This is a genomic window from Aquitalea sp. ASV15 (assembly GCF_016429115.1).
Lineage (GTDB): Bacteria > Pseudomonadota > Gammaproteobacteria > Burkholderiales > Chromobacteriaceae > Aquitalea > Aquitalea magnusonii.
The window spans coordinates 42,545-66,318 of the sequence record NZ_JAELTZ010000021.1; the positions used below are offsets into that span (position 1 = coordinate 42,545).

General features: G+C 60.3%; 22 protein-coding genes. 9 read left to right on the plus strand and 13 right to left on the minus strand.

All coding sequences use genetic code 11. From position 1 onward, the window contains the following. Positions 1 to 47 precede the first annotated feature (47 nt). Positions 48 to 833, minus strand: a complete 786-nt coding sequence (locus tag JHD64_RS11410; protein ID WP_059285857.1) for an enoyl-CoA hydratase-related protein — start codon at positions 831 to 833, stop codon at positions 48 to 50. 43 nt (positions 834 to 876) lie between these two features. After that, positions 877 to 1,665, minus strand: a complete 789-nt coding sequence (locus JHD64_RS11415) for an alpha/beta fold hydrolase (RefSeq protein WP_059285856.1) — start codon at positions 1,663 to 1,665, stop codon at positions 877 to 879. Between the two features lie 197 nt (positions 1,666 to 1,862). Between JHD64_RS11415 and JHD64_RS11420 the strand changes: the two genes are divergently transcribed. The 5 genes from JHD64_RS11420 (at position 1,863) to speA (ending at position 9,271) form a co-directional block, all read left to right on the plus strand. Then, entirely contained in the window at positions 1,863 to 3,677 is a 1,815-nt protein-coding gene (locus JHD64_RS11420) for a GGDEF domain-containing protein (protein WP_199053300.1), read from the plus strand. A gap of 307 nt (positions 3,678 to 3,984) precedes the next feature. Beyond that, complete coding sequence (locus JHD64_RS11425; protein WP_158527737.1) at positions 3,985 to 4,158, plus strand: hypothetical protein; 174 nt, start codon at positions 3,985 to 3,987, stop codon at positions 4,156 to 4,158. A 112-nt stretch (positions 4,159 to 4,270) separates the two neighbouring features. Then, positions 4,271 to 5,452, plus strand: coding sequence for an ABC transporter ATP-binding protein (locus JHD64_RS11430; protein ID WP_110313494.1), 1,182 nt, complete (start codon positions 4,271 to 4,273; stop codon positions 5,450 to 5,452). Between the two features lie 186 nt (positions 5,453 to 5,638). After that, positions 5,639 to 6,928 (plus strand): FAD-binding oxidoreductase, encoded by a 1,290-nt coding sequence (locus tag JHD64_RS11435; RefSeq protein ID WP_110313495.1) that lies wholly within the window; start codon positions 5,639 to 5,641, stop codon positions 6,926 to 6,928. Between the two features lie 462 nt (positions 6,929 to 7,390). Beyond that, positions 7,391 to 9,271 (plus strand): arginine decarboxylase, encoded by a 1,881-nt coding sequence (speA, locus tag JHD64_RS11440; RefSeq protein WP_199053301.1) that lies wholly within the window; start codon positions 7,391 to 7,393, stop codon positions 9,269 to 9,271. A gap of 71 nt (positions 9,272 to 9,342) precedes the next feature. On the opposite strand, the gene JHD64_RS11445 is transcribed toward speA, so the two are convergent. Together JHD64_RS11445 and JHD64_RS11450 are read right to left on the minus strand one after the other, a co-directional pair. Further along, on the minus strand, positions 9,343 to 10,677 hold the full coding sequence (locus tag JHD64_RS11445) for an APC family permease (protein WP_199053302.1): 1,335 nt from the start codon (positions 10,675 to 10,677) through the stop codon (positions 9,343 to 9,345). A gap of 85 nt (positions 10,678 to 10,762) precedes the next feature. Then, positions 10,763 to 11,578 carry a carbon-nitrogen hydrolase family protein gene (locus JHD64_RS11450; protein ID WP_199053303.1) on the minus strand — a complete coding sequence of 272 codons (816 nt, stop codon included), beginning with the start codon at positions 11,576 to 11,578 and terminating at the stop codon, positions 10,763 to 10,765. Positions 11,579 to 11,756: 178 nt separating this feature from the next. Here JHD64_RS11450 and JHD64_RS11455 point away from each other — a divergent pair, with 178 nt between their 5' ends. Continuing rightward, complete coding sequence (locus tag JHD64_RS11455) at positions 11,757 to 12,533, plus strand: helix-turn-helix transcriptional regulator (protein WP_199053304.1); 777 nt, start codon at positions 11,757 to 11,759, stop codon at positions 12,531 to 12,533. A gap of 103 nt (positions 12,534 to 12,636) precedes the next feature. Here JHD64_RS11455 and JHD64_RS11460 read toward each other — a convergent pair whose 3' ends face one another. The 4 genes from JHD64_RS11460 to JHD64_RS11475 all read right to left on the minus strand — a co-directional run bounded on the left by JHD64_RS11460 (position 12,637) and on the right by JHD64_RS11475 (position 15,371). Then, on the minus strand, positions 12,637 to 13,119 hold the full coding sequence (locus tag JHD64_RS11460) for a hypothetical protein (protein WP_199053305.1): 483 nt from the start codon (positions 13,117 to 13,119) through the stop codon (positions 12,637 to 12,639). Positions 13,120 to 13,270: 151 nt separating this feature from the next. Beyond that, the gene (mnmA, locus tag JHD64_RS11465) at positions 13,271 to 14,347 is read right to left on the minus strand and encodes a tRNA 2-thiouridine(34) synthase MnmA (RefSeq protein WP_059286801.1); all 1,077 of its coding nucleotides are present in this window, start codon (positions 14,345 to 14,347) and stop codon (positions 13,271 to 13,273) included. Further along, entirely contained in the window at positions 14,344 to 14,901 is a 558-nt protein-coding gene (locus JHD64_RS11470; RefSeq protein ID WP_146215978.1) for a hypothetical protein, read from the minus strand. Before JHD64_RS11470 ends, mnmA begins: the two co-directional genes overlap by 4 nt. A 23-nt stretch (positions 14,902 to 14,924) precedes the next feature. Beyond that, a complete protein-coding gene (locus tag JHD64_RS11475) occupies positions 14,925 to 15,371 on the minus strand; it encodes an NUDIX hydrolase (RefSeq protein WP_059286799.1) in 447 nt (148 codons plus the stop codon). An 81-nt stretch (positions 15,372 to 15,452) separates the two neighbouring features. Between JHD64_RS11475 and JHD64_RS11480 the strand changes: the two genes are divergently transcribed. After that, positions 15,453 to 15,653: a (2Fe-2S)-binding protein gene (locus JHD64_RS11480; RefSeq protein WP_110313498.1), complete on the plus strand. Its 201-nt coding sequence runs from the start codon at positions 15,453 to 15,455 to the stop codon at positions 15,651 to 15,653. Between the two features lie 92 nt (positions 15,654 to 15,745). Here the strand turns inward: JHD64_RS11480 and JHD64_RS11485 are convergent, their stop codons facing one another. Then, positions 15,746 to 17,344 (minus strand): YdgA family protein, encoded by a 1,599-nt coding sequence (locus tag JHD64_RS11485; RefSeq protein ID WP_110313499.1) that lies wholly within the window; start codon positions 17,342 to 17,344, stop codon positions 15,746 to 15,748. A 161-nt stretch (positions 17,345 to 17,505) separates the two neighbouring features. On the opposite strand from JHD64_RS11485, the gene JHD64_RS11490 reads away from it, so the two are divergent. Then, the gene (locus JHD64_RS11490; protein ID WP_233170450.1) at positions 17,506 to 18,663 is read left to right on the plus strand and encodes a fatty acid desaturase; all 1,158 of its coding nucleotides are present in this window, start codon (positions 17,506 to 17,508) and stop codon (positions 18,661 to 18,663) included. Positions 18,664 to 18,727: 64 nt separating this feature from the next. Here the strand turns inward: JHD64_RS11490 and JHD64_RS11495 are convergent, their stop codons facing one another. The 3 genes from JHD64_RS11495 to JHD64_RS11505 all read right to left on the minus strand — a co-directional run bounded on the left by JHD64_RS11495 (position 18,728) and on the right by JHD64_RS11505 (position 21,658). Then, positions 18,728 to 19,432 carry an MgtC/SapB family protein gene (locus JHD64_RS11495; RefSeq protein ID WP_199053307.1) on the minus strand — a complete coding sequence of 235 codons (705 nt, stop codon included), beginning with the start codon at positions 19,430 to 19,432 and terminating at the stop codon, positions 18,728 to 18,730. A gap of 118 nt (positions 19,433 to 19,550) precedes the next feature. Beyond that, positions 19,551 to 21,191, minus strand: a complete 1,641-nt coding sequence (locus JHD64_RS11500; protein ID WP_199053308.1) for an NRAMP family divalent metal transporter — start codon at positions 21,189 to 21,191, stop codon at positions 19,551 to 19,553. A 323-nt stretch (positions 21,192 to 21,514) separates the two neighbouring features. Continuing rightward, positions 21,515 to 21,658, minus strand: a complete 144-nt coding sequence (locus tag JHD64_RS11505) for a hypothetical protein (RefSeq protein ID WP_158527738.1) — start codon at positions 21,656 to 21,658, stop codon at positions 21,515 to 21,517. Between the two features lie 721 nt (positions 21,659 to 22,379). On the opposite strand from JHD64_RS11505, the gene JHD64_RS11510 reads away from it, so the two are divergent. Then, positions 22,380 to 22,727, plus strand: coding sequence for a RidA family protein (locus JHD64_RS11510; protein ID WP_059286794.1), 348 nt, complete (start codon positions 22,380 to 22,382; stop codon positions 22,725 to 22,727). Between the two features lie 64 nt (positions 22,728 to 22,791). On the opposite strand, the gene miaA is transcribed toward JHD64_RS11510, so the two are convergent. Continuing rightward, on the minus strand, positions 22,792 to 23,769 hold the full coding sequence (gene miaA, locus JHD64_RS11515; protein WP_199053309.1) for a tRNA (adenosine(37)-N6)-dimethylallyltransferase MiaA: 978 nt from the start codon (positions 23,767 to 23,769) through the stop codon (positions 22,792 to 22,794). Positions 23,770 to 23,774: the final 5 nt, after the last annotated feature.

Sequence of the window (23,774 nt, forward strand, 5' to 3'; positions counted from 1 at the left end):
AGCCGGCATGCCGCGCATTTGAACGCGGATGCCGTATCTGGGCAAACTCAGTCTATCCAGCCGGGTTTGCGCATTTCCAGAAAAGCCTTTACCCCTTCCTGGCCTTCCTCGCTGCGCCGCAGGGCGACGATGCGGTCCACTGTCAACGCGATCACTTCCGGGCCGATGTCGTGGTGTTCGATGTCACGGATCAGCTGTTTGGCGGCAATCATGGCATGCGGGCCGTTCAGCAGCAGCTGGCGGCACATGTGAGCGACCGCGTCATCCAGCTCGTCGTTTTCCACGGTCTGGTGGATGAGTCCCAGCCGGCGCGCCTTGCCGGCATTGATGCGCTCGGCGGTAACAAAGTAGCGCCGCGCCGCGCGTGGGCCGATGGCGCGCACGATATACGGTGCGGCCAGTGCCGGAATGATGCCCAGCTTGACGTCGGAAAAGCAGAACAGCGCCTCGGCGACGCTGATGGACACATCGCAGCAGGCGACCAGTGCCGCGCCAATGCCGAAGGCCGAACCCTGTACCCGCGCGATGGTGGGTTTGGGCAGGTGGTCCAGTGTTTCCAGCAGGGTGGACAGGCGCTGGGCATCACGCCGCAGCTGGGCTTCGTCGAAGTCGGTCAGGCGACGCATCCAGGCACTGTCATGGCCGGCGGAAAAGCTGATGCCTTCGCCGGTCAGGATGACGGCGCGGATGCTGTCGTCTTCTGCCAGGGTTTGCAGGGTGGCGGTCAGCAATTCCACCATCTTGTCATCCAGGGCATTGTGCAATTCGCCGCGATTCAGGGTAACGGTCGCAATGCCCTGCGGGCTGACCTTGAGCAGTACGGCTTCTTCCATCAGGTTCTCCTCGGTATTTCTTGTTGTTGTGGCGCAGGGCGCTCTAGGGCTGGCAAAAACGGAAAATGCTGCGCACAAAGGCTTCGGCCGCTTCGATATGCAGCACATGGGCGGCATGCGGCAGCAGCTCCAGCGTGGCACCGCTGATGCGTTCTTGCAGCAGTCGTGCCTGGTAAAGCGGCGTCAGGCGGTCTTCTTCGCCCAGCAGGATGTGGCAGGGCAGCCTGATCTGCTGCAACCAGTTGCGCGCATCGTGCTCCCTGACGCCATTGATCAGCCGGATCACGGCATCCCAGTCCACCATGCCGGCCATTAGCTTCATGTCGTCCAGCATGGCGGCATTGGCGGCCAGAAAACGGCTGGAAAACAGCCAGGGCACGCTGGCGCTGTATCGCAAGTCGAGGCCGCCGATGGCATTGGACTCGATCCAGCTCTGGCTGATGCGGTTGTTGACTTCGTCCGACCAGGCCAGGGTGGCGGCCAGCAGCAGCTTGTGCAAGCGCTGGCCATGGCGGTGGGCAAAGTGCTGCGCCACCATGCCGCCATAGGACAGGCCCACCAGATAGACTTTTTCCAGCTGCAAGGCATCCAGCAGGGCGGCCGCCAGGTCGGCCTGCTCGGTCAGTGTGTACTTTTCTGCCACAGGCTTGTCGCTTTGGCCCTGGCCGAGAAAATCCAGCCGCAACAGCCGGTACTGGCTTTCCAGTGCCGGTGTCATCAAGGTCCAGCCGGGGGTGGACATGGTGATGCCATTGAACAGCAGCAGGGTGTGCTGGCCTTGTCCGGTCAGTTCGTAGAACAGTGAATGTCCGTTGAGCGTGATATGTGGCATGGGCGACTCCGCTGGCATGAGTGCGGCCGGATGGCGTCGACTCTGCTTCATTCTAGGCTGCATTGTGTCTGGCAGGCCAGTTGGCAGGGTTATTTTGCGTTGCCCTTGGTGGTCCGGGTAACCAGACTGTCATTTGCGCAGTTTAAAGTGCTGGCTGGCCTCATGGCGGGATAGCTTGATAATCGGGTATGAACTGTATGTCTCAGACGGAAGTGGCGGAGCTGGAGCAATTTGCCTCCCGCTGTCAGGAGCTGGAGCTGATCATCAATGAACGGCGATTGCAGCCGGTGTTTCAGCCCATTGTTGATCTGGAAAGCGGCGTCATCCTCGGTTACGAGGGGCTGATCCGTGGCCCGTCCAACAGCCCGCTGCATGCACCGGTCAGCCTGTTTGACCAGGCCGAGCGTTGCAATATGACGGTGATGCTGGATCGTACCTGCCGCCAGGTCACCATGGAACGCTTTGTCGAGCTGGCGCTGTCCGGTCTGCTGTTCCTGAATATCTGCCCCGCCACCTTGCTGGCACCTGAGCACCGCCATGGCGAAACGCTGGCCTTTCTGGAAAAGATTGGACTGGCAGCCGAGCGCATCATCATCGAAGTCACCGAAACCACCCCCAGTGGCTGCTATACCGCCTTGCGCTGTGCCACCGAGCATTACCGCGAACACGGCTTCCGTATTGCGCTGGATGATCTGGGTGAAGGTTTTTCCAATTTGAGACTGTGGTCGGAGCTGCGGCCGGACTTCGTCAAGCTGGACAAACACTTTGTCCAGCAGCTGCATCTGGATCCGCTCAAGGAGCAGTTCGTGCGCTCCATGGTGGATATCGCACGCCAGTCGGGCGCCATGCTGGTGGCCGAGGGCATCGAAACCGTGGCCGAGCTGCGCACCCTGCAGCGGCTGGGCGTGCGTTACGGCCAGGGCTATCTGCTGGCCCGCCCTAATGCCGCGCCCGCACTGGATCTGCAAATTCATGTCAAGGGAGTGGCCTGGTCGGGCAGCCGGCCGCGGCTGCCATGGCAAGTGCCTGCCGTGGCGCGTGACCTGCTGCAGGAAGTGCCCTATCTGGAGCCCAAGCTGCCCAATGAGGCGGCTTACCGGATATTTGCCAGCGACCCGGCACGCTTTGCCATTCCGGTGGTGGAGAATGGTGTGCCCATCGGCCTGCTGCGCCGCCATCACCTGCTGGAAAGTTTTGCCAAGCCTTTCAATCGCGAGTTGTACGGTAAAAAGCCCTGCACCATGATGATGGACAAGCAGCCGCTGATCGTCAGTGCCGACATCAATGTGCATGAGCTGTCGGCGCTGGTGGTGGCTTCCGAGCAGCGCTACCTGGTGGATGGCTTCATCATTACCGAAAACGGCCGTTATCTGGGCATGGGCACCGGTTTTGCCCTGATGCGCAAGATGACCGAGCTGCAGATTTCCGCCGCCCGCTATGCCAATCCCCTGACCGGGCTGCCCGGCAATGTGCCCTTGTCCGAGGCCATCGACCGCCTGCTGGAAGCCCGGCTGCCTTTTGTGGTGGCGTATGCCGATCTGGACAATTTCAAGCCCTTCAATGACCTGTACGGTTATGCGGCTGGTGATGAAATGATTCAGCTGGTGGGGCGTTTGCTGGTGGAGTGCGCCGACCCGGACCGTGATTTCGTCGGCCATGTCGGTGGCGATGATTTTGCGCTGTTATTCCAGTCGGCAGACTGGCAAGAAAAATTGCAGGGCATGCTGCAGGCTTTCGACCACAGTGTGCGCAGTTTTTTTGATCCCGCGCATCTGGGCGCCGGCGGTTTTGAAATGACCGGGCGCAACGGCGAGCAGATGAGTTTTCCGCTCACCAGCCTGTCGGTGGGCGTGGTGCGGGTGAGTCCGGGTCAGTACCCCACTCACTATGAAGTCGGCTCGGCCACCGCCGAGGCCAAGAAACAGGCCAAAAAGCAGCCCGGCAGCTCCTTGTTCGTCGAGCGGCGGCATCTGCTGCCTGCTCCGCACGACTCACGGCCAGCGGGCGTTTGATCAATTAAACAAACAGCAGAAATTTGCCTGTTTTGTATCAAATATTTTTTGCCATAGCGGGTTTTTTACCAAAACAAAGGCGCTGTGAGGCTGGGAAGCCACATTGCAGTGTCACTTTTGATCAAGTTTCGTTTTGAGGCTTGTCAAATTTATTAAACGTAAGCTAGGCTTCTCTCCAGCAAAAGAGCAGCGGCAAAGACTGCTCTGGGTGACGGTGCAGGCATTCCTGCAGGGCGCAAGCGATTTGCCCCTGGCCGGGAAAGCCTGTCCACCCCACCGCGTACGGGAGAGTAGGGGAGGAGCCAGCATGAAATACGCGACACCAGATATTGCCGTCCGTGACGACAGCACAGGCCACGCCTGTTTCTGCCAGCCTCCTCGAAATGATATCGTTTCCGATTTGATCGTTTTTCCCGCTTTTTTCCTTGCTGGCTACTGCCCATCCGGGTTGGGTGCTGGTATTGTTTTGAAAGCGGATTAGGTGCGAGTGGAAAGAGCAGCCCGGCTGCCCTTTCTGGAAGCTGACCCGATAATCAGGTCGCGAACACGCGAAATCAGCCGCCAAGGCTGGAATAGTTGGAGGGAGCAAAATCATGACGGATGCTGTAGCGGCCAATAAGCCGGTTCAATCAGTTGCGGGCGCACAGGCTGCCAAGCAGGTTCAGAGCGTGCAAGCCAATGACAAACCTTATCTGCGCATCAGCGGAGTGGTAAAGAAGTTTGGCGACAACGTTGCCGTTGACCATGTCGATCTGGATATTCGACAGCACGAAATTTTCGCCCTGCTGGGTAGTTCCGGCTGCGGCAAGTCCACCCTGCTGCGCATGCTGGCGGGCATGGATTCCCCGACCTCGGGCAAGATCGTTCTGGATGGCGAAGACATCATCGGTCTGGAGCCCTATGAGCGCCCGGTCAACATGATGTTCCAGAGCTATGCCCTGTTTCCGCACATGACCGTGGCCGAGAACATCGCCTTTGGTCTGAAGCAGGACAAGCTGCCCAAGGCTGAAATCAGTGCCCGTGTCGATGAAATGCTCGATCTGGTACAGATGCGCAAGTACGCCAACCGCAAGCCGCACCAGCTGTCCGGCGGCCAGCAACAGCGTGTGGCGCTGGCGCGCAGTCTGGCCAAGCGTCCGAAACTGTTGCTGCTGGATGAACCGCTGGGCGCACTGGACAAGAAGCTGCGCCAGCAAACCCAGCTGGAACTGGCCAACACCATTGAAAAAGTGGGTGTGACCTGCATCATGGTGACCCATGATCAGGAAGAAGCCATGACCATGGCCGACCGCATCGGCATCATGAGCGAAGGCAAGCTGCTGCAAGTGGGCACGCCGACCGAGATCTACGACTACCCGAACTGTCGTTTCACCGCCGAATTCATCGGTGAAACCAATATGTTCGAAGGCGCGGTGACGGTGGATGAGGCTGACCGCGTGGAAATCACCTCGCAGGAACTGGGTGGCGTGGTGCGTATCGACCACGGCATTACCGGCCCCAAGGGCATGCATGTCTGGGCCAGTGTGCGCCCGGAAGATGTCCGCCTGGATCGCAAGCCGGTGACTGCCGGCCCGAACATGGCTGCCGGTGTGGTGGAAAACATCGCCTACATGGGCAGCTATTCCATCTTCCACGTCAAGCTGGCCAGCGGCAAGATCATCAAGAGCGTGGTGCCGTCCTCGCGCTGGTACGATGCCGATGAAACCGCCCCGACCTGGGGTGATCCGGTATTTGTCAGCTGGCGTGCCGACGTGCCGGTGGTGCTGACCCAGTAAGCGGCCCCCACTGAGCCGGGCGGCTGCACCGCGGCTGCCGGGGTGTTGTGAGTGGGAGGCAATGGCTCCCGCACAGGCCAGGAGCGGATGACTCGCAAGAGTGTCCGCTCTTTTTCCGTCCGCACCGGTCATCATCCGGCCAGATCGCCAGATTCATCCTGCCCTTTCCTTGTTCGCGAGGTCCTTATGCTCCGCTTTGCCCGACAGCCGCACGCACCTTCCTACTATTGCGCCACTGCCCATGCCTGGCAGGCCTGCCCCGAGCTGCAGGGTTCGGCCAGTGTTGATGTCTGCGTGGTGGGCGGCGGGCTGGCCGGCTTGTCGGCGGCGCTCAACCTGGCCGAACGCGGCTTGTCGGTGGCCTTGCTGGAAGGCAGCGCCATCGGCTTTGGCGCTTCCGGCCGCAATGGTGGCCAGGTGATTGCCGGCTATGCCTGCGGCATCGATACCCTGCGCGAGCAGCTGGGCGCTGAGCTGGCACGGGTGATGTGGGATATGTCGGTGGAAGCGGTCGACATCATCGACGACCGTGTCCGGCGCCATGGCATAGACTGCGACTGGACCCGCGGCTTTTGCAATGCCGCGCTCAAGCCACGCCACATGCAGGAGCTGGCAGAGTGGCAGCAGGAAGCCGAGGAAGAATACGGCTATGGCGGCATGGAACTGTGGGACAAGGCCAGGCTGGCACAGCAGCTGGGCAGCGAGCGTTATCTGGGTGGCCTGTATGATCCGCGCTCCGGGCATCTGCACCCGCTGAATTATGCGCTGGGGCTGGCGCGGGCCGCCCAGGCCGCCGGAGTGCGCATTTACGAGCAGACACCGGTCCTGCGGCTGGAGCACGGCAGCCGCCCCAAGGTGCATGCCGAGCATGGCACCATCAGCTGCGACCATGTGGTGCTGGCCTGCAATGCCTATATCGGCCAGCTGGTGCCGCAGCTGGAGCGCAAGATCATGCCGGCCGGCACCTATGTCATTGCCACCGAAGCGCTGGGGCGCGAGCGCGCGGCCAGCCTGATCGCCAACAATATGGCGGTGTGCGACACCAATTTCGTGCTCGACTACTATCGCCTGTCGGCCGATCACCGTTTGCTGTTTGGCGGCAAGGTCAGCTATTCCGGCAAGCAGCCGCACAATCTGGCGGCGGCCATGCGCCAGGACATGCTGCGCGTGTTTCCGCAGCTGGCCGATGTGAAAGTGGACTATGCCTGGGGCGGCTTCTGCGACATCACCGTCAACCGGGCGCCGGACCTGGGCCGGCTGGATGGCAATATCTACTATATGCAGGGCTTTTCCGGCCACGGCGTCAATGTCACCGGCATCGCTGGCAAAGTGATTGCCGAAGCCATTGCCGGCACGGCCGGGCGGCTCGACCTGTTTGCCCGGCTGCAGCACCGTGATTTTCCTGGCGGCAAGCTGTTGCGCACCCCGGCACTGGTGCTGGGCATGGCCTATTACCGCATGCTGGATGCGCTATAAGGAGCGCGGTACGCCTCTTGGCCTTGTCCTGGCCTTTCCGCTGCCTGCTCCAGGCCGCTTGTTGCCGGCCTGCTGACGCATTGTGCCGCGTCTGGCAAGGCTGCGCGGCAGGGCGCTGAATGTTGAAAATCTTGCACAGTGCGGCCACGGCCTGCTTGCCGGCGCAGAATGGAAGATATGCCATCCATGCGGCCTGCCAGCAGCACATCTGCCATTTATTGCCGGCCATAAAAGGCCGTCATGCCATGCGCCTTGTCCAAAAAAATGCACGTAGCGCCGCGTCATCAAACTTTTACTTGTCAAGCAGCGTGATGTTGTTAAAATCCGCGCTCGTTTTGCAATGCAAAACACTGACAATCAATTGTTTCGCTCCGACATCCCAGGCCCACATAAAAGCTTTGTAGCCCGAAAGCCGCGCACTAAGGAGCGGGGTTATCCATCGAATCATTGAGGGAAAATCTCATGGCTTGGACTGTGGCTGATAGCCGGAGCCTGTACGGCATCCGGCATTGGGGGGCGGGTTATTTTGACGTGGGCGACAATGGCTGCATTCAGGTGCAACCCAATGTGCGCCACGACACGCGTATCGATTTGCACGAATTGAGCCGCCAGCTGGGCGCCAAGGGACTGGACCTGCCGCTGCTGGTGCGTTTTCCCGACATCCTGCAGGACCGCGTGACACGCCTGTGCCGCGCTTTCGACAGCGCGATTGCCACGCAGAATTACGGCAACCGCTACACGGCCATCTACCCGATCAAGGTCAACCAGCAAGAAGCGGTGGTGAAAAGCATCATCGCCACCCGCGACGTGTCCATCGGCCTGGAAGCCGGCTCCAAGCCGGAACTGATGGCCGTGCTGGCGCTGGCCCCCAAGGGCGGCACCATCATCTGCAATGGCTACAAGGACCGCGAATTCGTGCGCCTGGCGCTGATTGGCCAGAAGCTGGGCCATCAGGTATTCATCGTCATCGAAAAAGAATCCGAAGTCGACCTGGCCATCGAAGAAAGCCAGAAGCTGGGCGTGCGCCCGATGCTGGGCATGCGCGTGCGTCTGTCCTCGCTGGCCAGCAGCAAATGGGCGGATACCGGCGGTGACAAGGGCAAGTTCGGCCTGTCCGCGGCCCAGCTGATTTCCGCTGCCGACAAGCTGGCCGCTGCCGGCATGTCCGACTGCGTGCGCCTGATGCACTTCCACATGGGTTCGCAGATTGCCAATATCGGTGACTACCGCGCCGGCTTCCGCGAAGCCGTGCGCTATTTTGCCGAACTGCGTGCGCTGGGCCTGCCCATCGACCACGTCGACGTGGGCGGTGGCCTGGGCGTGGATTACGACGGCACCCATTCGCGCAATGCCAGCTCCATCAACTATGACATGGACGAATACGCCCAGGTCATCGTGTCCATGCTGGCCGAGTTCTGCGACGAAAACGGCATTCCGCATCCGCGCATCCTGTCCGAATCCGGCCGCGCCATGACCGCCCACCACGCGGTGCTGATCATGAATGTGACCGACGTGGAGCGCCTGCCGGAAAGCGTGCCGGAAGTGGCCGACCTGTCGGTACTGGCCAAGCCGGTGCGCAAGCTGTTCGAGCTGATGGAACTGACCGACGAGGAAATGGTGACGGAAATCTATTACCGTGCCAGCCATTACGCCTCTGATGTGTCCGACTTGTACTCCGCCGGCCGCATTTCGCTGAAGGAAAAGGCCATGGCCGAAGACGTGCACGCCACGCTGTGCCGTCGCCTGCATCGCCAGCTGCAAGCCAGCCAGCGTTCGCAGCGTCAGGTGTATGACGAGCTGACCGACAAGCTGGCCGACAAGTATTTCTGCAATTTCTCGGTGTTCCAGAGCCTGCCGGATACCTGGGCCATCGACCAGATCCTGCCCATCATGCCGGTACACCGGCTGGATGAGCAGCCCACCCGCCGCGCCGTGCTGCAAGACCTGACCTGCGATTCGGACGGCAAGGTAAAGCAGTATGTCGACCAGCAAAGCATCGAATCCAGCATGTCGGTGCATGATGTCGAACCGGGCAAGGAATACCTGATCGCCGTGTTCATGGTGGGTGCTTACCAGGAAATCCTGGGTGACATGCACAATCTGTTTGGCGATACCGACTCGGTCAACGTCTATGTGCGCGACAACGGCCAGCTGGAGTTTGCCGGTGTCGAGGAGCATGACACCATCGAAGACATGCTGCGCTATGTGCACCTGTCGCCGGAGGAAATCCTCAACCGCTACGAAGAGAAGGCCCGTGCGGCCGACCTGTCCAGCGATGAGCGCAATGTGTTCTTTGCCGAATTCTGCCGCGGTCTGAAGCAGTCGTCCTATCTGTCGGTGTAAGCCGCGCAGGTCTGATGCAAAAGAAAAAGCCCTGAGAAATCAGGGCTTTTTTTGCGTTGCTAGCTCAGCAATCAGCCTTCGGCTTCAACAAAGTCCAGCTCCGGCGGCTCGCGGCGGAAGAAGCCGGTGAGCTTGGCCAGGTAGGCAATGCCCAGCGCCAGCCAGATCAGGCCCAGCATGATGGCACGGCTATCCAGGCTGACCAGCAGCCACAGGTCGGCCAGCATGCCAATCAGCGGAAACAGCAGGAACAGGAAGAAGTCACGCGGCGCACGACGACGCTGATGCACGTAGTAGTGGGCAATCACCGACAAGTTAACGAAGCTGAAGGCCAGGAAGGCTCCAAAGTTGATAAAGGAGGTGGAGGTGGTGACATCCAGCTTCAGCGCCAGCAGCGCTACCACGCCGCAGATCAGCAGATTGTTGACCGGAGTGCGAAAGCGCGCATGCAGCTTGCCGAAGATGGACGGCGGCAGCACCGCGTCGCGACCCATGGCGTACAGCAGGCGTGAGGCGCTGGCTTGTGCCGACAGGCCGGAGGCAAACTGGCCGATGATCAGGCCGATCAGGAAGATGCTGGCAAACAGGTCGCCACCGATATTCTTGGCAATCTCGAACGCGGCATCATCCACGCTCTTGAACTGGCTGGAGGGATGGGCCAGCTGCACAAAATAGGACGCCACCACGAAAATCAGCCCGCCGATGATGGTAATCCACATGATGGCGCGCGGAATGGTGCGGCGTGCATCACGGGTTTCTTCTGTCAGCGTGCTGACCGCGTCAAAACCCAGAAAGGAATAACAGGCCACGGCAGCTCCGGCCATGATCATCGGCAGCTTCATATCGCCACGGAAGAAGGGCGCCAGATTCCACAAGGGCTTGCTGGCATCGCCCGCCACATAGTGGATGCATAGCGCGACGAAGGCCAGCAGCACCAGGAATTGCAGCAGCATCATCAGGTAGTTGACGGTATTGGCCATCTTCAGCCCGACAATGTTGATCAGCGTGGTCAGCACGATGAAGGCAATCACCCACACCGCCATCGGGATGCCGGGAAAGGCCGCCGCCAGATAGGCCGCGCCGATCAGCCAGATGGCCATCGGTAAAAACAGATAGTCCAGCAGCACCGCCCAGCCCACCAGAAAGCCCAGCTTGGCGTGAATGGATTTGCGGGTGTAGGTATAGGCCGAACCGGCCACCGGAAAGGCCGCCGCCATGCGGCCATAGCTGTAAGCTGTAAACAGCATGGCTACCAGTGCCAGCAGATAGGAGGCCGGCACCATGCCATCGGTCATTTGCGCCAGGATGCCGAAGGTCCCCAGTACGATGATGGGCGTCATGTAGGCCAGCCCGAACAGCACCACGGAGCCCAGCGTCAGCGAGCGCTCCAGTTGTTTCGTTTCCATTGTTTCTCCTTTGCGGCTCATGTTTGTGTTTGTTGTCATGAGCCTGTCTCTTTTGTTTTGACTGCTGGTGATTGCTAGCGCGTGGCTAGTGGCGGATACGGAAGCTGCGCTGGCCGTTTTCGCCGTTGATGACTTCACCTGCCAGGGCAATGCGCCGGTCGTGCAGATAGCGGTAATCGCGGCGGCTGGCTGCCAGTTGGCCCAGGTCCAGTGCCACGCGCAGTTGTTGCGGTTCGCGGCCACAGCTGGCTACCACTTGGCCGAAGGGGTTGATCACCGCGCTTTCACCGGCAAATTGCAGGCCATCGCCACTGCCGCAGCGGTTGGTCATCACCGCGAACAGCTGGTTTTCCATGGCGCGCGCGGTAATGGCGGTACGATGCACCGGGCCGTAAGGGTCCATATTGCCGTTGGTGACAATCAGCAGGTCCACCTCTTGCTGCGCCAGGGCGCGGGCGGTTTCCGGAAACTCGATGTCGTAACAGATGAGGATGCCCACGCGCAGACCCTCCCATTCGCAGCTGACCAAGGCATCGCCAGGGGTGAAGATGCCGTGGTCGGAAGCCCACAAATGGGTTTTGCGGTAGGCCAGTGCCACGCCGTGCGGGGTGAGCAGGGCGGTGGTGTTGTAATAGCGGCCCTCATGCGCCTCGGCAAAACCGATGGCGATGCTGATGTTCTTGTCGCGGGCGGCCTGCTGGATGGTGCGGATGGCCGGGCCGGCTATGGGCTGGGCCAGGCTGGCGATATTGTCCGCCGTGGGAAAGCCGCTGAGATAGGTTTCCGGGAATACCAGCAGGCGGGTATCCGGCCCGCAACGGGCGATGGCGTCCAGGGCGCTGGCGGTGTTGGCCGGGATGTCGCCATCGACACCGGGCAGCTGGGCCAGTTCTACAATCATGCTGTCTCCTTGGTTGACTGTTGTCAGACTACATCGCCAGCGCCTACCAGTGACGGGCAACAGGCTGTCGATAAGTCGGTAAGCGTGCTAGCGTGAGGGCTGTCAGCACAGGGCCCAGTATCGGTTGCTGTCCTGCGTATGAAAATTACATCAAGTGGGTAACCAGATTGGGGTAGTCGTGGCTTTGGAAATACAGGATATCGCCTGGCATCGCACGGTGGGGCGTTTGATCGATCAGCTGGACAAGCCGGTGTTCTGGCCAGCCTTGCTGGGCGTGCTGGCCGACTACGTGGCCTTTGACAGCTGGGTGGTGCTGCTGTTTTACCCGGATCGCCCGCCCACGGTGCTGGCCGAGCAGGCCATGGCCGATGGCGGGGTGGATACGCTGTTTCAGGATTATCTGCAGGGCCTGTACCGGCTGGACCCGTTTTATGTCGCCAGCCTGGAGTACCGCCATGCCGGGCTGTTGCGGCTGGATGAGGTGGCGCCAGACCGCTTTCCGTTTACCGATTACTACCAGCGCTATTTCCGCCTGAACATTGTGGAGGATGAGGTGCAGTTCAATCTGCCCGGCGAGGAGGGCAGCACCCTGTGCCTGTCGCTGGGGGCGGGGCAGCGTTTTGCGCCGGAGCAGATGGCCACGCTCAGCCTGCTGCAGCCCTGGGTGCTGGCCCTGATGCGCCAGCGCCTGCATTTCGAGCAACTGGCGGCCAGCAAGCCTGCTGTAGCCGCCCCGCAGGCAGCCCCGGTCGGGCTGGAGGGGCAGGGCCTCACCCTGCGCGAGAATGAGGTGGCGCAGCTGATGCTGGGTGGTCATTCCAGCAAGGCGATTGCCCAGCGCTTGCAGATATCGGTGGAAACCGTGCGCGTGCACAAGAAACACCTGTACAGCAAGCTGGGCATCAATTCGCAATCCGAGCTGTTTTCGGTGTTCCTGCGCGCCAGTCGGGCGTGAAAAAGCCTGCGCGTGGCAGGCTTGGTGTGATGCCGGGCTTGCTTACTGGATAATGCCGCCGCCCAGAAAGATGTCGTATTGGCTTATCCAGACCTAGTCTTGATCATTTTGCCGGTATCGATTGCTGCTTCCATTCCCTGACATAGTCGGCAAATTTCAAAGGGAGCCCACCGCTATCACCTGTGCCTTCGGCAAATTCCCTGAGTAAGGAACGGGTACAGAAATAGTCATCCTTGAAATGGTAGTTTTGTGGGAAATGAATCGGTGCGATTTGTTGGCTTGCTGCATATCTGAAAGCGGCAATGGCCTGTTCTGTTTGTTCCGCACCAACTTCAAGGAGCAGATTTTTGCGGATGATCTGCTGCAATTCCTGTTGATATACACCGTGTTTTGCTTGCCATTGTGCATACGCGGCTTGCAAGGGGGCTACGCTGGCCGGGGCAATGTCTGAGCAGGATTGCAGCGTATTCGGGAATAAACCCTGTACATCCAGAAAGGCAGTCGCGAAGATTTGCATCTTGCCAGCGTTGCCTGCGAAAACAGAGCTGGTTAGGCCAGCAAGCAACGCCACGAGTATTCTGAGCATATCGCCTCCATTGTGATGATTGGACCGCCACCATGAGTGGTGGTGGCCAATTGAATCAGTGATTCTCAACAATGATTGAAGCGATGCGCAATGACACAAATAGCCATTGCGTATTTTGGCAATGGCTTTTAGCTGGTGATGCCGGGCTTGCTTACTGGATAATGCCGCCGCCCAGACAGATGTCCCCGTCGTACAGCACGGCCGACTGGCCCGGCGTCACCGCCCACTGTTTTTCGCGGAAGGTGAGGGTGGCCTGGCCATCCACCACCGGCGACAGCGAACAGGCGGCATCGGCCATGCGGTAGCGGTTTTTGGCGGCGTATTCGCCGGCAGCCGGCGCGCCATTCAGCGTCCACGACAAATCGCTCATCGCCAGCGTGGGCTTGAGCAGCAGCGGGTGGTCGTGCCCCTGCACCACAATCAGCTTGTTGCCCGGAATATCCTTGCCGGCAACAAACCACGGCTCGCCACTGCCATCCTTGCTGCCACCGATGGTCAGGCCCTTGCGCTGGCCGAGGGTGTAGTACATCAGGCCCATGTGCTCGCCCACCACCTTGCCATCCGGCAAGATCATCTGGCCGGGCTGGGTGGGCAGATAGCGTTGCAGGAACTCACGGAAGGGGCGTTCGCCGATAAAGCAGATGCCGGTGGAGTCCTTCTTGGCGGCGGTAGGCAGCCCGGCTTCCTCGGCCAGCTTGCGTACTTCGGTCTTGCGGATGTCGCCCAGCGGGAACATGGCTTTGGCCAGCTGGTGTTGCTGCAGGCGGTACAGGAAGTAGCTCTGGTCCTTGGTGTGGTCCACCGCCTTCATCAGGTAGTGCAGGCCGTCCTTTTCCATCTTGCGGGCGTAATGACCGGTGGCGATGCAGTCGGCACCCAGTTCCAGCGCGTAGTCCAGAAAAGCCTTGAACTTGATTTCGGCATTGCACAGCACGTCCGGATTGGGCGTGCGGCCGGCCGAGTATTCCTTGAGGAAGTAGGAGAACACCCGGTCCTTGTATTCCTTGGCGAAATTGACGATTTCCATGTCGATGCCGACGATGTCGGCCACGCTCATGGCATCCAGCGCATCCTGCTTGATGGAGCAGTATTCGTCGTCGTTGTCGTCTTCCCAGTTCTGCATGAACACGCCGATGACTTCATGGCCCTGTTGCTTGAGCAGCCAGGCGGTTACCGACGAATCCACACCGCCGGACATGCCGACGACAATACGTTTCTTACCCGTCACGGGGAAAATCCTTCTTTCCAGAGAGCCAGGGGCACCACCACGGGTGGTTCCCCGAATGAATTGAACCAGCTGTCCACCACCCATTCCTGGCCGGTGTCCTGCTCGGTGATATGGCTGGCAAAATGTTGTGCCACCAGATAGCGGGTGCGGCGCACGATGTCGTCGACCCGGTGATAATGCAGCCAGCCCTGTGCCGCCAGATAGTGCAGAAAGGCCGAGTCGTTATGGCTGTGGTCGATGCAGTCCATGCGGCCATCGGCATCGTTGTCGAAGCGGTCGCCCCCCTTGTCGTGCCATAGCGGGCTGTCCTGGGCGGCCAGCAGATACAGGGCCTGCACTGCGTGCTGGATCTGGCTGCGTTCGATGGTGGCGTCATGCAGGTCGTCAAACAGTCCGGCCAGCCAGTCGCGGGCCTCGCCGGAAATTTCCATTTCCAGCTGTTTGGCGCAGCCGTAATCATAACAGAGCTGCAAGGGCTCCGCATGTAGCGTCCCGGTCGCCAGCAGCATGGCCAGCCACAGGCAGTGGCGCAGTAACAGGCAAAGTCGAGGCAAGGTTTCCTCTCTTGCCGCCAGTTTCAGGGTTGATGGTGGATCAGGTCCAGGTCGAAACGTTTACCGAGCCGGTAGTCATCCAGACAGTGCATGACCACCGGGCTGCGGTGTTGCAATGCGCAGGCGGCGATCTCATCGTAGGTAAGCCAATGCGCGCTGACAATGCCTGTGTCGAGTTTTTCTGCCGGATGATGGCGAATGGCGCGGGCGGCAAAGGCAAAGCGCAACCAGGTGATGTCACTGTCCGGCTTGTCCACCATGTAAATGCCGACCAGGTGTTGCAATTCCACCTCCCAGCCGGTTTCTTCGCGGGTTTCGCGGATGGCTGCGGCAAACAGGCTTTCGCCATGTTCCAGATGGCCGGCCGGCTGGTTGAAGCGCAGGCCGTATTCGGTTTCTTCTTCCACCAGCAGATAACGACCATCCTGTTCCACGATGGTGGCCACTGTGGTATTTGGCTTCCATTGCATGTGCCTGCTCCTAATGTAATTGACAATCGTTATTATTTGAAAATACCATACAGAGAATTATTCTCATTCAGGGTTTGAGCCATGTATGTCTGCTTGTGCAATGCGGTAACCGACAGCCAGATCCGTCAGGCAGTAGAAGACGGTGCCACGCGCATGTGCGACCTGCGGGCAGAGCTGGGCGTGGCTGCCGAATGTGGCAAGTGTGCCTGCTGTGCCAATCAGCTGCGCAAGGAAACCCTGCAGCAGCTGGCTGCCAGCCATCCGGCGCGGGCGGCCGCCTGATTCGGCCTGTCGTGGCAGGCGCCTCCGCGGCGCGGTCTGCTCAGCAATGAAAAAAGGGGGCAGCAGCCCCCTTTGTCATGTCTGCCATCCGCCTATTTGGCGGCGCTGGCGGCCTTGGCTGCAGGGGCCGAGGCAGTCGGTGCCGGGTCTTCCTGCTCTTCCCACGGCAGGCCCACTTTCTTGTTGTTGATGGACAGGTTGCCACCCTTGTAGTTGAGCTGGGTGGAAATCTGCCCCTTGTCCTCGTTGATGAACTTTTCGTCCTTCCACTGCGTCAGCTGGCTGTCCAGCAGGCTGCGCGCCAGGTCTTCCACTTCGCTCATGTTCGGCTGCACTTCGGCGCTCTGGTCCACCATGAACAGGGTGCGCGCCTGCGCCACCACCAGGTTTTCCAGCGTCTTGCGCGGCAGGCTGAGCTTGGCTTCCACTTCAAAGCGCTTGAGGAAGGCGGTGGAGTTGTTGAGGTCGGCTTCCTGCAGGCCATTCAGCCCCAGGCTGCCTTGCAGCGTGGTTTCACCACTGGGCATCTTCAGATAGAAGTCGTTGATCACCAGTTTCGGATTATTGGTGAGCAGCGGAATGCCGGTGTGCTTGATGGTGTCGATGTACTGCTTGCGCAATACCGCCGGGTCCACGCCTTCGAACGGAATCTGGCTGATGGCCTGATCCAGCTTGAGCAGGGTGGGGCCGTGCAGGTGATTGGCCGACACATCCAGCCGCAGCGGGCCGTAATGCTGGTCGTTGTAGTTGAATTCGGCAAAATCCAGCTTGCCGCGGGTATTGATGAATTCATCCTGTTCGCTGCTGACGATCTGGTAGCGGAAATTCTTCAGCGATACCGCCGACGGCTTGAATTCGCCGGACGGGTTGATGAATTCACCCACGCGCATGCGCGTCATCAGGTAAACCAGTTCGTTCAGCTTGATGCTGTAAGGAACGCTGTCCTTCCAGTTGAGCTGCACATTGCCCACGGTCAGTTCGCTGGTGCCCAGCTTGATGCCGGTGGCACCAGGGCGGATGTCGGATACATAGCGCACACCATCAAACGCCACGCTGCCCTTGCTGGAGGCTTCCAGCAGGAAGCCCGGCGAATTGGCTTCGGTCTTGTATTCCTTGTAGCCGGAGGCGTAGTCCAGCTTCAGGTCAAAGCCTTTCCATTTCATCTTGACGCCGGACAGCGCCTCTTCGTAATCGAAGGACGGAACGTCGACATGCAGCTCGCCGCCACCGCCAAAGCCCAGCCGGTTGGTGACGGTAATCGGGTCCTTGTCGCCAAAAAAGGTCTTGAGCGTCTTGCGGGTGGCATCGCTCATGGCAAATTCCGTGGTGACCAGCGCGCGCGCAGGACGGAAGTCCAGGCTGGACAGGCCGGGGAAGGGGCCATGCTTGATGTGGTTGGTGAACTTGATGGTGGAGTTCAGCAGCGGCTTGAAGTTGTCCGGCAGCATGTTTTCATACGGCCCGGACAGGCGGCGGTTGAACTCCAGCTCGGTGGTTTCGGTGGAGGAGAACCAGCCACGGTCATAGCTGTGCGACTTCACCTTGAATAGCGGCAGGCTGGCCAGCATCTTGTGCTGTTCCTCCAGCGTGTCCTCGGCTTTCATGCCAGCCCAGAAGGCGGCGGCCCCATTGAACACCAACAGGCCACCCAGGGTGGCTCCCGCAATAATCAGACGTCGTTTTGGCAACACAAGCGTTTTTCTGAAGGGTGTGTGGAATAAGGCCCTATGGTACACCAAGCGCGCCACAAGTCGAACCGTAGAAAACAGTCTGACACTGCCGGATCAATTGGTTAAAATGGAGGATTGTCCAAATTACAAGGTTGCCGGCCCTCATGCATTGGCTTAACGGTTTGCTTGATCTCCCGTGGTGGGGTTATATCGTTGCTGCACTGATCCTGACGCATATCACCATCGTGTCGGTCACCATCTTCCTGCATCGCCATCAGGCGCACCGCGCGCTGGACCTGCATCCGCTTGCCAGCCACTTTTTCCGCTTCTGGCTGTGGCTGACCACCGGCATGGTCACCAAACAGTGGGCGGCCATCCACCGCAAGCATCACGCCAAGTGCGAATCCGCAGAAGACCCGCACAGCCCGCAGATCCTCGGTATCAAGAAAGTGCTGTGGGAGGGGGTGGAGCTGTACCGTGCCGCCTGCAAGGACCAGTCAATCATGGACAAGTTTGGTCATGGCACGCCGGACGACTGGCTGGAGCGCAAGCTGTATGCGCCACATTTTGGCAAGGGCATCTTCCTGATGCTGGGCATCGACCTGTTGCTGTTCGGCCCGGCTGGTCTGTCGATCTGGGCGGTGCAGATGCTGTGGATTCCCTTCTGGGCCGCCGGCGTCATCAATGGCCTGGGGCACTGGTGGGGCTATCGCAACTTCGAAAACGAAGATGCCTCTACCAACCTGATTCCCTGGGGCATCATTGTGGGTGGCGAAGAGCTGCATAACAACCACCACACCTTCGGCACCTCGGCCAAGCTGTCTTACAAGTGGTACGAGTTTGACATCGGCTGGATGTATATCCGCATGCTGGAAATCTGCCATCTGGCCAAGGTGCGCCGGGTAGCGCCGCGCCTGGCGCAGGATGCCAGCCGGACGCAGCTGGATCTGGAACATCTGCAGGCCATCATCGCCAACCGCTATGCCATTGCCTCGCGCTATGCCCGCGAGCTGAAAGAGGTGTATCGCAGCGAGCTGGAAAAGATCAGCCTGCCGGACATGGATGACATGACGCGCAAGATGAAGGTATGGCTGAAGCAGGATGCCAAGGACACGCCGTCTGGCGACAAGGCACAGCTGGCAGCGGTGCTGCAGCACAGCGAAACCTTGCACACCGTCTACACCATGCGCCAGGAGCTGTGCCGCTTGTGGGAGCGATCCTCGCTCAGTCGCGAGCAATTGCTGCATGAGCTGCAGGACTGGTGCGTGCGCGCCGAACAGTCCGGCATTGCCGCTCTGGAGCGGTTTGCCCAGAGTCTGCGCATGACGGCCGTGGCCTGAGAAATACCCCTGCCGCACCCAGAAAATCCCGCCGCCGGCGGGATTTTTCATGGGCAGGACCGTATTACTCGGTAATGCTCTGGTTCCAGTAAGCCTGCTTGATATAGGGCTTGGCCGCCAGCTGGCTGGCAATCCGCTCCAGCACGGCCGAATCGGCCGATGTCGACAACAGGGTGGCGGTGATTTCCACATCATCATCCCCAAACGGCTCGACATTCATGTCGCCCAGCGGGTACTGCGCCTGTTCCAGCAACTGGTCGATCAGGGTGAAGGCCAGTTTCTGCTGTTCGTCCTCGCTGATCACGCATAGCTGGTAGGTGACTTCGCTGTGCTCATCGTCCAGCGGGGTGCGGTTGATCGAGTTGACCACCGGCCGCAGCAGGGTGTTGGCGGCCAGTACGAACACGGCGTCCAGCAGTGCCGCATCCAGCAGGCCGGCTCCGGCGCAGGCACCGGCCGCCGCCGAGCCCCACAAGGTGGCGGCGGTATTCAGGCCGCGTACATTCAGCCCTTCTTTCATGATGGTGCCGGCACCGAGAAAACCCACGCCGGACACCACATAGGCCACCACATGGGTGGCACCGTCATTGCCGCCCAGGCGCATGGCCAGATCAACAAAGGCGGCCGCACCCACGGCGACCAGGGCATTGGTACGCAGGCCGGCGGTACGCTGGCGCACCTGGCGTTCGTAACCGATGGCCGAGCCCAGCAGGAAAGCCGTCACCAGGGCGATGAAGGAGTGGGTAAAAACAGCAAAATCGAAGTGCATGCAGCCCTCCTGTTGTGATGGTCTGGTGCAGGCGTATGTGTAACAGCTGGCGATTGCAATCTGACGAAACCGCCAGCTGTCATGCGGGAGGGCAGGACCCTGGCGTCCTGCCCGTGTGTTACAGCATGGAGGCGACGACCTTGTAGATCACCATGCCCATGGCCACCAGCAGATAGCCGCGCAGCACGGCCATCCACAGCTTGTTGCGCTGTGACAGCACCAGCGGTGGCAACTTCTCCAGTGCCGGCATGCGCCAGGTATGCAGGTGATGCAGATCGACTTTGCGCGCCTTGTGCTGCGGAACCTGGCCCTTTTCCATTTCTTCACGGGCATGCATCACGTTCACCACGATGGCGATGATCATGCCGATCACGCTGCCGCCAATCAGGATATTGCTGATGGTTTCGCCTGACATGTCGGGGAAGACCACCGCCGCAGTCAGGATGATGGACAGCAGCACCAGTACCGCCACGATGATGGCCGACAGCACATTGAAGAAGCGACCGTTCACCCACGGGCCCAGTACATCCTTGTCATTGCACAGCAACAGCAGGAAGACGGTGGCGCTGGGCAACAGCACGCCGGCCAGGGTTTGCACGGCATTGGTCAGCAGGCCGAGCGGCACCCCCGGAATCAGCACCAGTGCCGCCGCCAGCACGATCAGCCCGCAATACATGGCATAGAAGCCCTTGGCGTCACCCGGCTTGCGGTGCAGCGAGTGTTTCAGGCTCAGTACATCGCCCAGCGCATAAGCGGTGGACAGCGATACCGCCATGGCACCGATGATGCTGGCGTCAATCAGGGCGACGGCGAACAGCGTGCCGGGCAGGCGACCGTAGTATTTGGCCAGACCGCTGGCCACCGCACCGGCATCCTGGAAGTTGCCGAACTCCGGATGACCCATGAACACCTTGGCGGTGAAGGCAATCATGGCCACCGCACCAATCACCACCAGCGCAATGCCCAGCCACAGATCGGCCCGCTCATAGGAGATGAAACGCGGGGTAATGCGCTTGTCGATCAGATAGCTTTGCTGGAAGAACAGCTGCCACGGCGCCACGGTGGTGCCGACAATGCCGATGATCAGCAGCATCACGTCGGCCAGCTTGCCGCCTGCCGGCATTTGCGGCAGCAGAAAGTCATGCGCTACCTGGGTCATCGGCGGGTGCACCATCACCAGAATGGGAAGCAGCAGCAGGCTGCCGGCCACCAGAATCAGCGAAAAGCGCTCGAAGCGGCGAAAGTCGCCGGTACTGGCCGACAGCATGATGAATACCGCAGCCAGGCCCACGCCGACGATTTTGGGTACGCCCAGAAAATCCATGCCCAGGCTGATGCCGATGAATTCGGTGACGATGGTCAGCGCATTGAGCAGGAACAGGTCGATGGCGCTGAACGCACCCCAGAACTTGCCAAAGCGTTCGAGGATCAGCCGGGCATGGCCCACGCCGGTGACAGCCCCCAGGCGCAGCACCATTTCCTGATTCACGTACAGCACCGGGATCAGCAGCGCCAGCGTCCACAGCAAGCTGGTACCGTAGTTTTGTCCGGCCTGGGCATAGGTGCTGAAGGCACCCGCGTCGTTGTCCCCCACCATCACGATGAGGCCGGGGCCGAGAATGGCCAGCAGGGTCTTGAATTTGGCCATCCAGCCATGGCGGGCCTCGGTGTCATTGTGACGGATGGTGCCCAGTGCGCCGCGGATGTCACCGATGTGGGCGCTATCCAGTACGGCGGTGCGGTTATCCTGTTTGGACATGCAATACTCCCTGACTATGCTTTTTGCAAGCATTTGGCAGCAGAAGCCGGCAGTTCTGGGTGCATGGATGTGTTTTCTTGTGCGTGGACAAGAGAAGATATCTAGGCATCCTGAAACAGGGCAGTCGCTGCAAGATCAATGAATGTGGCCGGGAAGGCCGGCGTGCGGGGAGGTCGCACTGAAGGAAGGGAGGCGGACAGGAGGAAGAGGAGCGCTGTCTAGTGAGTCCTCATCCGGCCTGGCGGCGCCTTGCCGCTCAGTACGACCGCGCTACTGGGGTAGGGGTCCATATTTATCCTTTCTGTGCCGCAAACAGGGCAGTTTCAGTGAAAAAACTTCAGTTTCAGTGCCTGCAGCTTGCCGGCGAGGCAGGCCCACAGGCTTTCGTCTTCCTGGTACAACTTGAAGTTGTCCGGCAGGGTGATTTCGCGCTTCTGGCTGGAAGAAAGCAGCATGGCGTAATGCATGATCAGACTCCTGGAATGTTCCGGGTCCTGCCTGATCGCGCTCGTCTCAGGCGATGGCGGCATTTCCCGGGGAGAAAAATGGCGTAAGGGTAGGGCAATCACATCGACAACTGTCTGATGGCATGGCGGCTCCTTTCTGTCGCGTGGACATCGCGGTGCAGGTTTTGCTGTCTGGGTTGCGGCCAGTCAGCGCGGCGGCCTGTCCTGGCTGATGGAGGCGTCGACAGCCATGGCTGCGCGATGGCAGGGCTAGCCGAATCACCCGGTGCAGCGGCAAGGGGCCGCGCAACACCGCAATGAGGGCTGGGCCATGACCATTGACCTGCTTGTCGGGCAAACAGGGCAGGGCACAACACGGGCTGCTGGTTTTTTTAGGGGGTGTGCTGCAAGAAATCTGGAAGCGCACCGGCCTGCTTATTCGGCAGGACGGCGGCGAAGGAATACGACGCGTGTCTTACCGAGTAAACTGAAAACGTTGTTGACGACTCTGGCAGTCCAAGGCAGTAAACCTGAAAAATAAGATAGGGCGGATTCTATTCCCATGCTTTTTGCCATGTCAACGCTGCTTTTATGTTTTTTTGCGCTTTCGACAAAATGGCGCCGCGCAGGCCGGACGGGAGCGCGCCTGATGCCCCTGTGCTATTGAAAACGGGCTTTCAGCGCGCGCCATTATCGGTAAAATCGCGCTTTTACCCACCACCCGTAGCAAGAGGGAAGCAGCATGAGCATCTATCGTCACAAGCAGGGCGCACGTCTGGCCGAGGCCGCCGTTTGCAATGGCATGATTTTCCTGGCTGGCCAGGTGCCGGAAAACACCGAGGCCGATGCCCAGGCGCAGACCGCCAATGTGCTGGCACAGATCGACACCCTGCTGGCCGAGCTGGGTTCGGACAAGAGCAAGATTCTGGATGTGACCATTTTCCTGGCCAGCCTGGCCGATTACGACGCGATGAACGCCGCCTGGGATGCCTGGGTGCCGGCGGGCAATGTGCCGGCGCGTGCCACGGTGGAAGCCAAGCTGGCCAACCCAGCCTGGAAAGTGGAAATCAAGCTGGTGGCTGCCAGCTGATTTGCGAAACCATGACCAAACAAAACCCGCTACGGCGGGTTTTTTCTTGTGGGCAGGTGCTTGCTCAAAAGCTGCCCTGATAAGCCAGGCTGTCTGCCGGCGGCTGACCGGCCATGAAGTCGCTGCAGGCTTGCAGCACGCAGTCGGTCAGGTCGGGGCGCTGGGCGCTGACCGGAATCACCGGCAGGCTGCGCATCCAGGTCAGCTGGCGCTTGCACAGCTGGCGGGTGGCGGCCACGCCGCGTTCGATGAATTCGGCCTCGTTGCATAGCCCGTCCAGATAGTCCCAGGCCTGGCGGTAGCCGACGCAGCGCATCGAGGGCAAATCAGGCGTGAGGGCCGGATAGTCCTGGCGCAGGCGGCGTACTTCGCCGAGAAAATCCTGCTGCAGCATCAGGTCGAAGCGCTGGGCAATGCGCTGGTGCAGCCAGCTGCGCTGTTCCGGCACCAGGGCCAGCGGCAGGCAGTTAAAGTCGGCGGCGGCTTCCTTGCCACGGGCAATCAGGCTGGACATGGTCTGGCCGCTGACGAGGCAGATTTCCAGTGCGCGGTGAATGCGCTGGGCGTCGTTGGGATTGAGGCGGGCGGCGGTGTCCGGGTCCAGCACGGCCAGCCGCGCGTGCATGGCGGGCCAGCCGATGCGTGTGGCTTCGGCATCCAGTTCGGCGCGCAGGGCCGGGTTTGCCTGCGGCAGCTCGGACAGGCCTTCCAGCAGCGCCTTGTAATACAGCATGGTGCCGCCCACCAGCAGCGGCATATTGCCGCGCGCACGGATTTCCGTGATCAAGCGGTTGGCATCGGCATGAAACTGGGCGGCGGAATACGTCTCCAGCGGGCTGATGATGTCGATCAGGTGGTGCGGGCAGGCGGCCATTTCCTCAGGCGTGGGTTTGGCGCTGCCGATATCCATGCCGCGATACACCAGGGCCGAATCCACGCTGATGATTTCCACCGGGAAATGGTGGGCCAGCGCCAGCGCGAGGCCGGTCTTGCCGGAAGCGGTGGGGCCCATCAACAGAATGGCGTCGGGTGTGTGTGACATGGTGT